Annotated in this window: 12 protein-coding genes and 3 tRNA genes; 3 read left to right on the forward strand and 12 right to left on the reverse strand. The window is 42.1% G+C overall.

Going from position 1 to position 16,841, the window contains the following annotated elements; translation table 11 throughout:
* The first annotated feature begins 131 nt into the window (after positions 1-131).
* Genes EO115_RS05285 through EO115_RS05295 form a run of 3 tightly spaced genes read left to right on the forward strand, consistent with a single transcriptional unit; the run spans position 132 to position 1,879 of the window.
* Positions 132-749: a MotA/TolQ/ExbB proton channel family protein gene (locus EO115_RS05285; RefSeq protein ID WP_126937934.1), complete on the forward strand. Its 618-nt coding sequence runs from the start codon at positions 132-134 to the stop codon at positions 747-749.
* The gene (locus tag EO115_RS05290; RefSeq protein ID WP_126937935.1) at positions 749-1,153 is read left to right on the forward strand and encodes a biopolymer transporter ExbD; all 405 of its coding nucleotides are present in this window, start codon (positions 749-751) and stop codon (positions 1,151-1,153) included. Before EO115_RS05285 ends, EO115_RS05290 begins: the two co-directional genes overlap by 1 nt.
* 3 nt (positions 1,154-1,156) lie before the next feature.
* A complete protein-coding gene (locus tag EO115_RS05295) occupies positions 1,157-1,879 on the forward strand; it encodes a hypothetical protein (RefSeq protein ID WP_126937936.1) in 723 nt (240 codons plus the stop codon).
* Positions 1,880-2,443: 564 nt separating this feature from the next.
* Here the strand turns inward: EO115_RS05295 and EO115_RS05300 are convergent.
* The 12 genes from EO115_RS05300 to EO115_RS05355 form a co-directional block, all read right to left on the reverse strand.
* Complete coding sequence (locus tag EO115_RS05300) at positions 2,444-3,535, reverse strand: ABC transporter substrate-binding protein (protein ID WP_126937937.1); 1,092 nt, start codon at positions 3,533-3,535, stop codon at positions 2,444-2,446.
* Positions 3,532-4,350, reverse strand: coding sequence for an ABC transporter ATP-binding protein (locus EO115_RS05305; protein WP_126937938.1), 819 nt, complete (start codon positions 4,348-4,350; stop codon positions 3,532-3,534). The genes EO115_RS05300 and EO115_RS05305 overlap by 4 nt, the downstream gene beginning before the upstream one ends.
* 3 nt (positions 4,351-4,353) lie before the next feature.
* Positions 4,354-5,358 carry an iron ABC transporter permease gene (locus tag EO115_RS05310; RefSeq protein WP_126937939.1) on the reverse strand — a complete coding sequence of 335 codons (1,005 nt, stop codon included), beginning with the start codon at positions 5,356-5,358 and terminating at the stop codon, positions 4,354-4,356.
* Positions 5,358-6,395: an iron ABC transporter permease gene (locus EO115_RS05315; RefSeq protein WP_126937940.1), complete on the reverse strand. Its 1,038-nt coding sequence runs from the start codon at positions 6,393-6,395 to the stop codon at positions 5,358-5,360. Before EO115_RS05315 ends, EO115_RS05310 begins: the two co-directional genes overlap by 1 nt.
* Positions 6,396-6,610: 215 nt before the next feature.
* Positions 6,611-8,803 carry a TonB-dependent siderophore receptor gene (locus EO115_RS05320; RefSeq protein ID WP_164724061.1) on the reverse strand — a complete coding sequence of 731 codons (2,193 nt, stop codon included), beginning with the start codon at positions 8,801-8,803 and terminating at the stop codon, positions 6,611-6,613.
* 945 nt (positions 8,804-9,748) lie between these two features.
* A tRNA-Val gene (locus tag EO115_RS05325) sits at positions 9,749-9,824 on the reverse strand.
* A 3-nt stretch (positions 9,825-9,827) separates the two neighbouring features.
* Positions 9,828-9,902 (reverse strand) — tRNA-Glu (locus tag EO115_RS05330).
* Between the two features lie 5 nt (positions 9,903-9,907).
* Positions 9,908-9,983 (reverse strand) — tRNA-Asn (locus tag EO115_RS05335).
* Positions 9,984-10,033: 50 nt separating this feature from the next.
* Positions 10,034-11,092: a P1 family peptidase gene (locus EO115_RS05340; protein WP_126937942.1), complete on the reverse strand. Its 1,059-nt coding sequence runs from the start codon at positions 11,090-11,092 to the stop codon at positions 10,034-10,036.
* Positions 11,093-11,303: 211 nt separating this feature from the next.
* The gene (locus EO115_RS05345; RefSeq protein ID WP_126937943.1) at positions 11,304-12,377 is read right to left on the reverse strand and encodes an iron-containing alcohol dehydrogenase family protein; all 1,074 of its coding nucleotides are present in this window, start codon (positions 12,375-12,377) and stop codon (positions 11,304-11,306) included.
* 165 nt (positions 12,378-12,542) lie between these two features.
* Positions 12,543-14,078 carry a glutamine-hydrolyzing GMP synthase gene (gene guaA / locus EO115_RS05350; protein ID WP_126937944.1) on the reverse strand — a complete coding sequence of 512 codons (1,536 nt, stop codon included), beginning with the start codon at positions 14,076-14,078 and terminating at the stop codon, positions 12,543-12,545.
* Positions 14,079-14,201: 123 nt separating this feature from the next.
* Positions 14,202-16,826 carry a 3'-5' exonuclease gene (locus EO115_RS05355; protein WP_126937945.1) on the reverse strand — a complete coding sequence of 875 codons (2,625 nt, stop codon included), beginning with the start codon at positions 16,824-16,826 and terminating at the stop codon, positions 14,202-14,204.
* Between the last annotated feature and the right edge of the window lie 15 nt (positions 16,827-16,841).

A 16,841-nucleotide genomic window follows, 5' to 3' on the forward strand; every position in this document is an offset into this window, starting at 1 on the left:
TGATAATATATATCACTAAAAGTAAGGCTACTTTATATACAAGGTACTTTTTATACTCTCCCCTTATATATAAGTAGTCTTTCTTTATGTGTTAGGTTTGGTGTAATTTTTTATAGAAAGGTGTGTTTGTAATGAATCAAATGTTATCTATTTTCCATCAAGGCGGACCGGTAATGTACCTGTTCCTAATTATTTCTGTGCTCACAATTGCTATCGGCATCGATCGCGTATTAGTATATCGTAAAACAGCCGGTGCCAATCGTTTAGTAGAGGAAACTATGGCTACTAAATTTGCCCAAGGCAATGTGAAAGAAGCTCTCGCTTTTGCCAAAGAGCATCCTGACAATGTATTGGCTCAATTGGTTGTGGAAGGTGTAACTGCACAACAAGATGGATTTGCTGTAGAAGCTACTTTAGAAGCCCAAGCTATGCGTACTATCAACGTATTGCAAGACCGTTTGAGCTTACTAAGTACATTTGTTACATTAGCACCTATCTTAGGTCTATTAGGTACCGTTGTAGGCATGATTGATTCTTTCAGCGTGTTAGATTTATCCAACGGTCAACCGATGGCGATTACCTCTGGCGTAGGGGAAGCGTTGGTAGCCACTGCTGCTGGTTTATGTGTAGCTACAGTAGCCCTTGTATTACACGCTATTTTCTCTCGTAAAGTCAACTTAATCGTATCTGATATGGAACAAATGATGGCTTCCATCATTCGTTTCCTTCATAAAAAGGAGAATGCTTAATGAAACTTCGGAGTATGAAAGTACAAGAAGAACCGAAGTTAATGATCATCCCTATGATTGACATCATCTTTTTCCTTCTTGTATTCTTTATGATTAGTACCATGACTATGGTACAGCAAAATACTTTTAAAGTGGGCTTACCACAAGCTAGCTCCGCTCAATTAGATATGAACCAACATGCGAATATTACAGTCATGGCGGACGGCAATATTGCTTTCAACAAAGAAAGTCTCGACAAAGAACAATTGATTCGTCGTGTGCAAATTGAATTGCAACGAAATCCTGATTTACAAGTCATTCTAAACGGTGATAAAGACGTCAACTATGGATTTGTCATTGAAACATTCGATGCTTTAAAACAAGCAGGTGTGAAAAAACTATCCATTGCCGTAGAAAAGAGGTAATCCGTGAAGGAAGATAAATTTTGGAAATATGCCCTCTACATCTCCTTGGCAGGACACATCGCTCTTATCCCCGTGGCATCGGCTATCTTTAATAAGGTGACGGAACCATTTCATGAATCAACAACCACGTTCTATGAGGTAAGCATGGCTGAAAGCGCTCAGGAGCAAGCATCAGAAACTCCACAACCTGCGGAAGAACAACCTCCACAAGAGGAAAGTGCGCCCCCTGAGCCTCAAGAAGCTATGGCTATCCCTGAAATTCCAGATGCCATGAAGCCAGATCCTCGACCAGAGCAACCGAAACAGGAGACGCCAAAGCAAGACGTACCAAAGCAAAAGCCAAGTACCTTGCCAAAGCAATCTCCTTCGACAAACTCTAACGCTTCGTTACAAGCCGCAGAAGCTGCGGCTCGTGCCAAAGCAGAAGCAGATGCTGCCGCTCGTGCTGCCGAAGAAGAAGCTAGGACCACAGTTGTCAATCCTCCATCGCCGTTGGGCAACCTGCAACCAGCTAACCCAACACCTGGACAATCTGGTACCGTGTACGTAGCTGCCGATATTTACGAAAGCGGCCAAGTCGCATCAGTTCAAGTCTCTGGCGATGCCAACGCAGCCCAACAAAATGCGGTCGCAGCCTATATACCAACCGTTCCATTTGCACCTGGCACCAACAAATTTGGCGACCCATTACCTGCTAGAATACGATTCTCCATCGTATTCCAATAATACTTTATATTTTATAAATAACTGTACTATACTAAACATAACAAAAGAAGAGCCACCAACGTGTCGAAGGCGTTAGGCTCATCTCGATAACTGTTAAATCGAAATTGCCTAACGTGTTAAGGTGTGTCAGACCTTATTCGTTAGGCTTTTTCGTTACTTATTAAAGAAACGAAAAATTTCTTTTTTGTGCATTTATAATACTTATACTATAATTTAGGCATAAAATTAATGAGTTCCACATATGAACAACAAACCCCCACGGCCGGGTACCGTGGGGGTTTTGCTTTTCCCTGAGGAACGCCATTTCGAGTAGTAGCCTTGTGGCGTTCTTTTATTACTTATATGACACAGATACAAGAAGAGCACGGCATACACAAAACTCATCTTAAGCACCGAAGTTATGCGTAGTAGCCTTGTGGCGTTCCTTTCTACCTAACTCACGCAATCACAAAAGACCGCAACATGCTCCTGAACAAACCTACCGTAGGATCAGTTTGAGAAGGAGTATGTTGCGGTCTTACTTATGATACTTCTGAGAAAAAACGCCACAGGCTACATAGCATCTCAAGGAGCTAACCAAGCTCGAAGTTCGTCTATGGCCCTCTCTTTCGCAATAATTCCATGGGAACTCCACACTTGATTCGTCACCACATGTACATGTCCTTCTTGCACAGCTGGAATCGTATGCCAAATCTCCATGGACTGCATATCTTGAAGCTCTTTTCCTACCTGATCTGATGTAGTTCGAGTACTTGCCCCAAAGGCTGTACTTACTAATAAATATTTCGCATCAATATCTGGCAACATCTCATAAGATACGGCATTATTACTTTTACCGTCTAGCGCTAAGGATTCCGTATCTGGCGTAATGTTCAACAAATCAAAAATGAATCGACTATTCACACTGGAGGAATACGGATACAAGCGTATTTCTTTTTTCATAACCCGAATGTAGGCTAGAGGACTATCTCCAATACGAGATTTTATGGCTATACGAGCCTCTTTTACATGGTCGTAATACTTGTGCAATCGTGCCTCTGCCTCTTTTTCACGATGTAATACCATGCCCAATGTGAGTAGGGCACGCTCCGCATCTTGCAGTTCAAAAGCTGCGGTGGGTGCAATTTTGTTCAGCGCATCAAAGGTACTACGAGTGAAGGAGTCACGCATAATAATCAAATCTGGTTTTAAGGCCTCAATTTGCTCTAAATTGATGGTCTTCGTTTCCTCATTGATACTGATGTGCTGTACACCTTGCGCCTCTAATTCATCATGCAAGTAAAAATTATCTCGATTGTAAGCACCCACCATAGGAGCCCCCAACGCATACATCGGGTCTTCCATGCGAATCACCACAATACGGTCCTGCTTGTTAGGAATCACCGTAGTACCATATTTATGATGCAATACCATTTTCTCATCTTCATTGGTAATCAGCTTTTCTGCAGATTGCTTTACTTTCTTGAAGCGAGCATCCATCTCTTTCGTGATAGCCTCATCAGTGTCGAGCCGTTTTTCTTTCACCACAGAACCTTCCCCTACACGAGGAGCACCCCAGGTGCTGAAAGTACCACTCACGAGCCCATATACAAGGCCTCCAATGATAGCAAGCACTACCACCCAACCAAGATAGGTTCCTATACGACGTCCCATCATACTCCACCACCTGCTTGTTTCGCTTTTTCCACCGATGCGTGGGTGTAGGCAATGCAGTACGGACGATTGGTTCGTGGGTCATTCAAAATGATGGAGTCCACTCCAAAAATAGTACTCAACATCTCTTCTGTTAAGACCTCATGAGGCGTGCCTTGAAAGTGTACATGGCCGTCTTTCATAGCAATGATATGGTCTGCATACCGAGCAGCTTGGTTCAATTCATGAATCACCATGATGACCGTTTTCTTATACTCTTGGTTCAATCGTTCCACTAGTTCCAGTACATCCATTTGATGGGAAATATCTAAATAGCTAGTAGGTTCATCCAAGAATAGAATATCTGTATCTTGGGCAATAGCCATAGCAATCCATGCCCGTTGACGTTGACCACCAGACAAATTCTGAATCGGTGTGTGTGCAAAGTTATGTAAATCTGTCACATCAATAGCCCAATCGATTAAGTCACGGTCCTGCTGACTTTCACGTTGCAAAATACCAGATTTATGGGGAGCTCGACCATAACTAATGAGGTCACGCACCGTCAAAGACCCTGGTGCCATTGGGTTCTGTGGCAAAATAGCCAACTGTTTCGCCAGTTCTTTCGTATCTTTTTTATGAATATCCTCGCCGTTTAAAATAACGGCGCCCCCTTTAGGCGCAATGATTCGGCAAATCGTTTTTAAAAGAGTAGATTTACCGCATCCATTGGATCCAATCAAGGCCGTTACCTTTTCCAAAGGAATCCTAATATCTACGTCTTTACTGATAATCTTATGTTCATATCCAGTAGAAACGTGTTGTAATTCAAATGCCATAGTTTATCCTCTCGTCCGTGCCAATACATATAGAAAATAGGGTGCACCCACCAATGCCACGATGATGCCTACTAGCATTTCATCAGGAGCAATGATGACTTGTCCTAGCCAGTCTGCTAAAAGTAACAATAGGGCCCCCAACAATAGGGTAACTGGTAAATAATAGCGATGGTTCACACCTACTAAGCGTCGTGCAATATGTGGAGCCACTAGCCCAATAAAGCCAATACTACCACCCACCGCAATACAAGAGGCCGCAATGGCTACGGCAATACAAAGAAAGGTTACTCGTTCTTTTGTAATACGTGCGCCTAAGCCGATAGCCGTTTCTTCATTCAGATTCAACACATTCAATTTCGTGGAGTAACAATATAACACGATAGCGCCAATAGCCACAATTGGCGCTAGCACCATCACATGGTTCCAGCTGTTACCAAAAATCGTACCGATGAGCCAAGTATTAATTTGATTAAACTTATCTGGACTTAAGGTCACCATGGTCACCATTTGCACCGCATGGATACCAGCGGATAGAGCAATACCATTTAAAATCAATGTCATAGGGGACAAGCTACGTCCTTTTCTATAGGACATACGAAAAATCAATATAGCCGCTAATCCCCCACCAATGATGGCAAATAATGGAGCTTTCCAAATCGTAGTGATCGCATTAGCTGGCTCAAAATAGATGTACAACATCACCGCTACACCGGCGCCTGCATTGACACCGAGTACACTAGGGCTAGCTAATTCATTACGAGTAATGGTCTGAAAGATGGCCCCAGACAAAGCCAAACCAGCACCAATGCAAATCGCTAACACGGAGCGAACCATACGGAAGTCGAAGACAATGCGTTCTTGCCACTCGGTTCCATAGCCAGCGATAATACGCACTAAGTCCATGTAGGAAAACTCAGAAAATCCCGTTCCTAAATGGACCACAAACATCAATGCCAAAGCCACTAGTAACCCAATAGACCATATAGCAAATCGTCTACCTTGATGCATTAGTTAGCCCCCTTTCGATTCGCTAAATAGAGAAAGAAAGGAACCCCAACTATGGCTGTGACTGCCCCTAAAGGGACTTCAAATGGAGGCGACACCACACGTGCCACCGTATCGGCTACGATGACCACGATGGCTCCCAGCACAGCAGAGAAAGGAATCACTTTTTCATAGCTAAGACCTACCATATACCGCGCCATATGAGGCACAATGAGGCCCACAAAGCCGATAGGGCCTGCAATGGCCACGGCAGAACCGCTCAATAATAATACGGTAAGTCCCGCCAACAGGCGAATTTGAGTCAACTTTCCACCTAAGCCAACAACCACCTCATCACCTAAGCTAAGCAAGGTAATTTGTTTAGAAATAGCCAAGGCAACTAACACGCCGATCAGCGTCCACGGAGCCACTAACAAAACTTGCTCCATCCGAACACCACCGATACCGCCAGCCGTCCAGTAACTCATATCTTGGGCTACATCAAAAAAGACAACTAGCGCTTGTGTGACCGCCATAAAGATAGCGCTTATAGCACTACCTGCTAAAGCTAAGTAGACCTTAGATCCCTTTGCCATACCTCGATTGGCTAAGTATAAAATACAGGCCGTCGCCAACCCAGCTCCTAAAAAGCTGAATAGAATGGTCATATTCAAGCTCGCCATAGGAAATGCAATCATAGCGATGGCTATGCCAAAACTAGCCCCTGCATTCACCCCTAAAATGGACGGACTCGCCATAGGATTGTTCGTAATCCCTTGCATGAGCGCCCCAGCGACGGCAAAATGAATACCGCAGATGAAAGCCACCAATAACCGAGGTATACGAATCGTGTTGATGACAATCCCATCTATGTTTCCGGTTCCATTCCAAATACTACCCCAGATCATCTCCAATGAAATAGATCTAGCCCCTACTGACAAAAACACGAAACTACCTAAGCCTAATATGATAAGCGCTAAGATAAGCTGCCCCGCAAACTTTCCAAAGAAAGAGGTATTCTTGTCCGATGTATAGGATAAAGATATATCTTTACGTACCATGTATCTCCTTTCTTGTATATACTGAAAACTACTATATTGCAGAAATAACTGCTTTGTAGCTACCCAAATGTATTCAACTCTTCCCACGTATTTAATACACCATTTAGGTATCCTTTTACATCGTAGGAAAAAGAAGCTGTAACAAAATACAGGCATCCCGTATTTCGTTACAGCTCTTATCATTTGGGAAATACTACTTTCACCAGTATTTTAAATTATAAACTTGCCGTTAAGGAGAACATGAATGTACGGCCATTTCCTAATATTACACCATTGCTATGTAATGCATTCCAATAGGATTTGTTAAGCACATTGTACACATCAGCACGGAATGTCATTGGCGTATTACCTGCATTCCAAGTATAACGAGTACCTAAATCCCAAGTGAAGTATCCGCTAGTTTTCACCGTATTAGTATTATTTGCATAGGCAGATCCTGTATAGTTCAAGCGAGTAGATACAGATAATCCTTTCACTCCTTTAATGTCTTGATCAACACCCAATGTTGCATTCACTGTTGGGGCGCCTTCAAATTTGTTACCTTTCAGTTTTGTGCTGCTAGTATCTTTTGTATATTTAGAATCTAACCACATTAAACCACCTAATACTCGAGTACCTTTTACAGGTTCACCAAATACATTTAACTCTAACCCACGAGCACGAACTTCGCTATTTAAACCATATTCATTAGTGGCAACATCTGTTGTATAGGATGGGTTACGCACCTCGAAAGCACTCAATGTGGCTGCATATTTGCCCATATCTACTTTTGTGCCCACTTCCATTTGTTTAACTTTAACAGGTGCCATCAATTCATTTTCATTTTTCGTACCAGCTGGAGCAGAAACCCCTGCTTTTAAGCCCTCCATGTAGTTCGCATACACAGATACTTTGTCATTGAATTTATGAACAATACCTACAGCTGGGCTTACAGCATGACTATTATAGGTAGTTTCTTTTGCACCATAGTTTGTGCTTCTTACTTTCTGATAGCGTGCGCCAAGAATGAACTGCCATGCTTCATCTTTTGTAACAATACGATCTGTTAAGGAAACGCCTGTTAAAATTTGCTTGCTAGATAATGGAGATGCCCAAGACGTTTCTGTTGCAGTTCCCCAGTTTGTTGCTTGTTTCAAATAATTGAATCCAGATACCGTATTCAAGATATTATTCTGCATATGCACTTTTTGTTCTAAACGAGTCGCGGCCAAACCAATATGATGTGTTACATCACCTGTCACTACCTTACCACGAAGACCTGCTTCTGCGGAAATTCCTTTATTAATTTGGTAGTTATGACGATAGCGAATATTCGCATCACCCTTAGCTAAATTAGTCACTGTGAACTCATTATATTTGTAGTCCATAGATGTATAACGAGCACCAATACCCGCATACGCAGTCCAATCTTTATTAAGATCATATTCACCACTAACTACACCATACTTCTCAGTAACACGGCGGAATGTATCAGTAGCTCCATATTTCATATCATTATCAATATGAACTGGTGTGAAAGGATTTTCTTTTGTTGTATTTTTTAAAGAACCATTATTAAATAGTACACGGTATTGAGGATTTAATGTCGCATGATATACATAACCCAAGTCAAGAGCCGCACGGAATTTGTCACCTCGTACATCGGCACCAATGACAACAGAGCTAGTTTGACGTTCTTCATCTTTAACCGATGTTCCACCATTTCGATTTAATACATTGAGGCGAACACCATATTTGTTATTATCGCCAAAACGATGTCCTACATCTACGTGTTGTGTAAATTCACTGCCATTGCCATAGGAAAGTTTCACTTTATTAACGGCTTTATCCGTAGCACGTTTAGGTACAAAGTTAATCGTACCACCTACTGTACCATTTGGTGCCATACCGCCCAATAATGCGCTTGGACCTTTGATGACTTCTACGCGATCGTACCCTTCAGTACCTGTGTAAAAACGTGGTGCAATACTGTACAAACCATTGAATTGCATGTCTTGTTGTGTTGTACGGAAACCACGGATAGACCAAGAACTAGATGCACCAGATAAAGATACATCTTTCACAGACGCATCATTTTTTACTACATCAGTAATTTCTGTAGCTTGTTTATTTTCTAACAATTCGTTTGTATATCCAGTTACATTGAACGGTGTTTCAATAAAACTTTGACGACCTAATACACCCATCAAGTTGCTGTTCGCTACTTGACCGCCTGCATAAGCACCTTCTACAGTAGCTGGTGTTACCGCTACCTCTGGTGTTTCAACCGTAGCTACATTAACTGGTGCTTTCACCACAAACTCACCTAAATCAAATACTTGTACAGCATGCGCAGTGCCACCCAATTGGAATAATACACCTGTTGCTGCTGCAAATGATAACAATTGCTTTCTTGTTTTGCTATTCATTCTATAACTCCTACACAAAAACCTTACCAAGATATACATATTATATCTCTTATATAATAAATATTATCATTATGTTTTTGATTACGCAATATATTTCTTCACATTTTCTTCATAAACCATACCAATTTTGAAATAATTATGCTTTTAATTCATAGATAATGAACAGAAGATAATAGATCAAAACACTTCCCCATACTTTTCCAGTTACGCTCCAGTAAATAGCATAATCTAAAGTATTATAAAGATAGCCAGCCTTATAACAACCTCGTGTAAACTTATAATTTTATAAGTATATTTTCAATATATACTGATATATAACAGCATTCTTATTCACTACGTGTAATTTTTATCTTATATTTTAAATGATAACAACTATCTTACATAATTATCATATCTCTTTATATAAATTATGAGAAAGCTATTCAATGCCTCTTCCTGAGGAACACAGTTGCAAGTAGCACCCTTGTGGCACCCCCCTAGCATCTAAATCAGACAAATACAAAGGCCCCTTATCCAACCTCCCCTGAGGAACGCAGTTACGTGTAGCAGTCTTGTGGCATTTCTTATTATCTAAATTAGGAAAATGCAAAAGACCGCAACATGCTCCTGAACAAACCTACCGTAGGATCAGTTTGAGAAGGAGTATGTTGCAGTCTTACCTTTATCATAATAAATTACAAATGCCACAGACTACATAGAGAAATAAGTGACAACCTACCGAAGGATCAGTTTGTGGAGGAATATGTCGTGCTCTTCCCTTCATCATATTCATACAAAACGCCACAGGCTGCATAGCAGAATAAGCGACGATCTACCGAAGGATCAGTTTGAGAAGGAGTATGTTGCGGTCTTTCCTTTATAACAATAAAATAAAATGCGACAAGCTACATAACGAAATAAATGACGACATAAAAAAAGAACCATCCATCGGATGGTTCTTAGCTATGGTGGACGATGACAGGATCGAACTGCCGACATCCTGCTTGTAAGGCAGGCGCTCTCCCAGCTGAGCTAATCGTCCATATGGTGACCCGTGGGGGAATCGAACCCCCGATACCGCCGTGAAAGGGCGGTGTCTTAACCGCTTGACCAACGGGCCTTGTATGGCTCCTCGAGTAGGACTCGAACCTACGACCGATCGGTTAACAGCCGATTGCTCTACCTGCTGAGCTATCGAGGAATAATACAAGAGTTATTATATAGCACTTTCACATAAAATGCAAGTCTTTTTTATTGTTTTTCTATTTTCACTTCGTGAAATTTTAAAAGATTCTCCAAAAACTCATCATCGGTAACATAACTAGACTGCATCGCATCTTCAATAGCTTCGCACATCAGATCTGCTGCTAAGGTACCTACCAGATTAACATCTGGCACAACAGGGCTTCCTTGAGCAATTGTACCATCCACAGGCATATCAATATGGTTATGACATTCTTTCACATATGAAGAAAAGGCATAGATTGTATCCCCATCAGATAGCGTGCCAACGGGACGAATAGAACGGGCATATCCATTGGTAGCCATCATAGCTATTTTAGTAAGTTCTGCCTTACTAAACTGCGCATTGGTTACGATAGCACCAATCGTTGTATTACCACCAATCATCGAGCTTACCTTTTCTTGATTCACATATTGGTCATACATAATCTGACTCGTATCTACTATATGTGTCCGCGATGCATCCATAACGCCACCTAGTGGTTGCCCCTCGCGATCATACACATCACCGAAGGCATTCACCACCACTACAGCCCCCACTACAAGATCTCCTAGTCGAGCAGCACTATAGCCAATGCCGCCTTTCATGGCCAGTTCCATACCGCAGATTTTACCCACAGTAGCACCTGTACCAGCACCTACATTTCCAGATATAGGAGCTGTCCCTTTAAACGTTGCTTCACAAGCATCATAAGCCATCTGTGGAGTCGGTCGAGCTTTCGGATTTCCGTAGGATAAATCATAAATATCACTTTGACAGACGATGGGCACTACACCATAGGCTGTAGGACACCCTATATTACGTTCCTCTAAGGATTGCATCACCCCATCGCTAGCCCCTAACCCAAAGGCAGATCCACCACCTAGTACCAAAGCATTCACAGGAGTAGGCGCCGTCGTAGGATCTAGCACTCCACTTTCACGAGCAGCAGGGCCACCACCGCTGATGTGCATCCCTCCTGTTGCACCATAGGGGAATCGAAGTACTGTTATCCCTGTTTTCCCCTCTGCATCAGTGGCATTTCCGACAGACACAAATTCTATGTCGTTCCATGTAATTCGTTCCATACCTCTATCCTTCTCCTTTATGATGCATCTAACGTCTCATACAAGCGATTATATATAGTATACTACACCTTTTCTGTATATGCTGTATATCTTAGACGCACGCCTATCCTATCTATCTTATTCTAATATTGCCATAAGTAGTGCAAACAGGTATCCCTTTCCTACTAGAGATACCTGCTACTATACTCTATACGAACTAGATCTGCAGTGCTTAGCCGTGAGCTTCTACTTTCAAAATAGCCTCGGTCAACAATTCTTCTGTTACTACATACGGACAAATCACCACATCTCGCACAGAGGCTGCTTTTTTCACAATCATCGGAATGTCATCTGTGGTCAGTCCCAATTCTGAAAGTTTCGTCGGCCAACCGATACTGCGATACACAGGCAACCAACGTTCTAATTGATCCCATTGTTGATCTGCTGCAAAGAGGATTAATAAGCCGTAGGCTACCATTTCCCCATGTAAATGTTCCTCTTCTGTTTTTGGATCTTCCGCACAACCATAGCAAATAGCATGAGCAATGGTACTGTTAAAATCTCCTGGCATACATCCAGATACAATACCAGTTGTTAAAATAACAGCCATCACGATTTCATCAAATAGACGATTGCGCTCACCTTGTTCGTTGGCAGTTAGGGCTTCACGACCATGAGCAAAAATAGGGTCTGCACACATCTTAGACAAGGATAGGCCTACTTGTACATTATAGGAAAGATCACGTCCACGTGTGGCCATATGTGTTTCATAATGCTTTGCAATCGTATCACCCATGCCAGCCCAGAAATAACGACTTGGGGCTTTCACCAAAATATCTGCATCGATGAAAGTATGCACTGCAGGGCGTTTCATAAAGGCCACATCTGCAAAGGTATGGTCCAAGTGATAGACCGCAATAGCCTCTGATGTAGCCGCACAAGTAGCCGCAATGGTTGGCACCGTCACCACGGGAACATCCCCTAACTCAATACTAGTCAATTTCGTCGTATCCAAGGCTTTACCGCCACCAACACCAATCAGAAAATCTGCTTGCTTAGCAGACTCTTTATTGGCAATCTCCTTCGCTACTTCAAAGGCGCATTCACCACCAAAATGAATGATCTCCAGAATTTCAATACCATCACGTTCTAAGGCTGGCTGCAATACTGGTAGCGCCACAGACAACGCTGTGTCTCCGCCGATAATCACTGCTTTTGTACCAATTCGTTTTGTATGGGCTCCTATGGTATCAAAAATTTCATGACCGCCAAAGCTATAACTTGGCAATGTATGTTCAGGTCTCATGACATTCAACTCCTTCATCATCGTCCACCTAATTCGTACTTATATACTAATTAAATACGATACAATGTATTATAGGACTAATGAAGAGAAAATGCAATGGAATTTCTTGTACAAAACACAAAAGCCAGCAGAACCTAAATTCTGCTGGCTTTCAGTATGTTTAGTTTATTCCCACTCAATGGTTGCTGGTGGTTTACTTGTAATATCGTACACGATACGGTTGATGTGGTTGACTTCGTTCACGATACGGCGAGAGATAGTATCCAATACATCGTAAGGGATACGCGCCCAGTCAGCCGTCATGAAGTCAGTGGTGGTCACCCCACGCAAGGCCAACGTGTAATCGTAAGTACGGAAGTCACCCATAACACCTACTGTACGTGTGCTTGTTAGCACAGTAAAGTATTGGTTAATGGAACGATCTAAACCAGCTTTTGCAATTTCATCGCGGAAGATGTAATCCGCATCACGCAATACGTCCAGTTTATCTTTTGTCACTTCACCCATCACACGGATGGCAAGACCTGGTCCTGGGAATGGTTGACGCCATACTAGGTAATCTGCCAAACCAAGTTCAGCACCTAATTGACGCACTTCGTCTTTGAACAAGTTGCGAAGAGGTTCGATTAAGCCTTTGAAATCTACTACTGCAGGTAAACCACCTACATTGTGGTGAGATTTAATTACTTCTGCTTCGCCAGTACCGGATTCAATTACGTCTGGGTAAATCGTACCTTGTGCTAAGTAATCAACGGAACCAATTTTGCGACCTTCGTCTTCGAATACACGGATAAATTCTTCGCCGATGGCTTTACGTTTTGCTTCTGGATCTTCAAGACCTGCTAATTTCATCAAGAAACGTTCTTCTGCATCCACACGAATGAAGTGCATACCAGAATCTTTGAAAGCTTCTTCTACTTCGTCGCCTTCGTTTTTACGCATCAAACCATGGTCAACAAAGATACAAGTCAATTGATCGCCTACAGCTTTGGAAATTAACGCTGCTGCTACGGAGCTGTCTACACCACCAGACAATGCCAATAACACTTTACCATCGCCTACAGTATTACGGATTTCTTCGATAGCAGTTTTTGCATAGTTTGCCATTGTCCATTGACCTGTACATCCACACACTTCATACAAGAAGTTGTGAAGCATTTCTTTACCATGTTCTGTGTGCAACACTTCTGCATGGTATTGCATAGCATATAAATGGCGCTCTTCGTTTTGCATCGCTGCTACTGGACAATCTTTTGTATGAGCTACGATTTTGAAGCCTTCTGGTACTTTTGCCACATAATCCACATGACTCATCCAAACAACTTCTTCTTCAGAAAGCCCTTTAAACAATGGTGAGGACACATCTACACGAGTTGGAGTTTTACCAAATTCACGAGTTTCTGCAGATGTTACATGGCCGCCCAAAGTGTGTGCCATAAACTGCATACCATAGCACATACCCAACACTGGAATACCAAGTTCAAATACTTCCGCTTCCATTTTTGGAGCATTCTCTTCGTATACGCTAGCAGGGCCACCTGTGAAGATGATCCCTTTTGGTTGCAATTCTTTAATTTTTTCTAATGCTTTATTGTATGGATACACCTCACAATATACATTGTTTTCACGTACACGACGCGCGATCAGTTGATTATATTGACCACCAAAGTCAACGACAACAACCATCTCTTTTTGTTCCATTCTGTCCTCCCAAATGATTGATAACTTATATAGAAACATATCTCTATATGCAATATTATACCTTATCAGTAGAACTTTTTCTATAGGTCCCTACGGATTTATCACGCCTCGCAGGTCCTACTATTACTGGTGAAAGTCCAAATACTCCCGAGGAATGCATTGGATAAATCGACTTCCCATGAGGTCTCGTTTTTTACTTCGATGCACATGATAGGTAATCGTTAAGTGTTGCTTGGCCCTTGTCAAAGCGACGTAAAAAATACGCTGTTCCTCGCTGATACGACCTTCTTGGACTGCTCGATATGACGGATACGCACTATCGTTCACTCCCGCTAAAAAGACATGATCAAACTCACTACCTTTCGCTTGATGTACCGTGATAATCGGAATCCGATCATCTCCTCTACGACGGAACATACCTTCCCCAGCATTTAAGGCAGATAGCTCTAACATAACTTGTATCCCATCTCGACCTACATACTCAGGATTTTCTTCTTCTAACTCTCTGAAAATCGTATAGAGTTCTCGGATACTCTGCAATTGACGACCCTGACTATCTCCCGTCACTTTACTTTCATAATATCCAGCTACACCCATATCTTTCATAATATAGGTTAATAGCTCCGTAGGCTTACTGGTGAGCATTTTTCGCCGCAATGTATCCATAGCAGATGCAATCTTACCGAAGTACGCCCTATATTTATTGACAAAGCCCATCCGTTGCGCTTTTGTAGGGATAATATTTTTCTTCATAGCATATATCAATAACTTAGCAGTGGCTAAAATATCATCCATAGCATTATGTGTAGGCTTATGATCAATAGGAAAATGTTCACTCAAATAGCCTAATTTATGATTTCGCAAATTCGGGTAAAAGCGACGATAGATATTTAATGTGTCATACACGGCTTGCACTGTGGGCATCGACGCGTGATGCCGTATACATTCTTGCTCTAAAATACTCATATCATAGGTCACATTATGACCTACAATGACAGCCCCTTGTGCAAACGCAGAAAATTCTTGTAGCACAATCTCTGGTGGGCGACCATGCTCAGCCAAATAGGCATCACTAAATCCATGCACTTGTTCCGATTCCCCTACGGGTACGCCTGGATTGATAAACTCTTCAAAGGTATCCACTACTTGTCCCGTTTCATCAATGCGAATCGCCGCCATTTGGATAATCCGATCTTCCATGACATTCACGCCCGTACTCTCCACATCAAATACAACTACATCTCTGGCTAAAAGAGCCCTTTCTAATCGTTCATACGGTTCTTGTTCAAAAATATGAGTGCTCATAAAGTCTGTAATTCGCAATCCCGTTTCACGCACATAAGAGCTTTCCAATTCTTTAATCTTTTGTTCCCCTACGCCTGTGACAAATTTTCGTATCATCCGCTTAGCACTCATCACATCTCGAGGGTTAGCAAGCACTTTAAAGAAAGACAATATATCCTTTACTTCTTGACGTCGGAAAAACTTTAGCTCATCTACCAAGATAAATCGTAATCGTTCTGATTCTGGCAAGGATTTATTAAAGGTCTCAAAGAGCTGACTTAACTCTTTTGCTTGGTAATTGAAACGCACTAAAATACCGGCAGGAGGCATGGCCTGACTCGTCCGCAATGCACGTAGTGCATCGAAGATATAAGCCGCCTCTTTATAAGCAGTGGCCCCTTCATACACAACGATAGGAGATCCCGACTCTTTGGCTACCGCCCGTGGCAGCCTCTCATACATATCAGCTACCAACTCAGGGAACACCTGTTGTAACATAGCAAAGGAGGCTTTGAATAAGGTTTGATTCGCCCGATAGTTCTCATCAAATACAATTCCTATAGGCTCATAGTCCTTGCGAAAATCCTTGATCAATGCTAACGGATCTGACCCTCGCCATTCATAAATAGTTTGAAAGTAATCTCCACATAGCAAGACATGATTGCCTGGCCACATCACATTCATCACATCATATTCTAGGCGACTCGTATCCTGCATTTCATCCACTGCAATATAGGAGTAACGATGGCGCCATCGCTGTGCCACATCAGGTCGTTGGAACAGCTGATGTACTCTGGTGATTAAATCTGTAAAATCCAATCCATTAAGAGCCCGTAATCGTTTCTCATAGTCCATCATCACATCGATACCACTGTGGCGGAAAAACTCTTCCACTACAGAACTACCCATGGCTTGTCGCAACACAGATATATCTTTATCATATAGAGTTTCTATAGTTTGTATATAATCCATCTGTATATCATCAGAATAATATCCGTATACAGATCGATACTCTTTCACTACCCCAATCACTCGTTGCATCGTGTCTTTATGAATGATGAGTGGAGTATTGCCCAAATTTCTCTCTTTTACTAACGCAGGTAAAAATTCACCGATCAATTCGGCTGTATCCTCCTCATCCATGATGAGAAACTCAGAAAATAAATCTTCTTGTAATTTTGCCTCTTCTTGCAAGATGGTATAACAAAAGCTGTGAAAAGTAGATACTTTCACAGCCTGTGCCTGCTGCCCCACGATGGAAAGCATCCGTTCTTTCATCTCACGACAAGCTTTATTTGTAAAGGTGAGGCATAGTATTTCCTCTCCCCTTGCTCGCCCAGATTCGAGAATGTGTGCCACTCGATGGGACAATGTATTTGTTTTACCGGTTCCTGCAGAAGCTAGCAATAAAATGTTTCTATCTAATTCATTCACAACTTGTTGTTGCGCTGCATTCAATTGCATAGGTTCTCCTTATCC

It is taken from the genome of Veillonella sp. CHU740 (genome assembly GCF_003992055.1).
Taxonomy (GTDB): Bacteria; Bacillota; Negativicutes; order Veillonellales; family Veillonellaceae; genus F0422.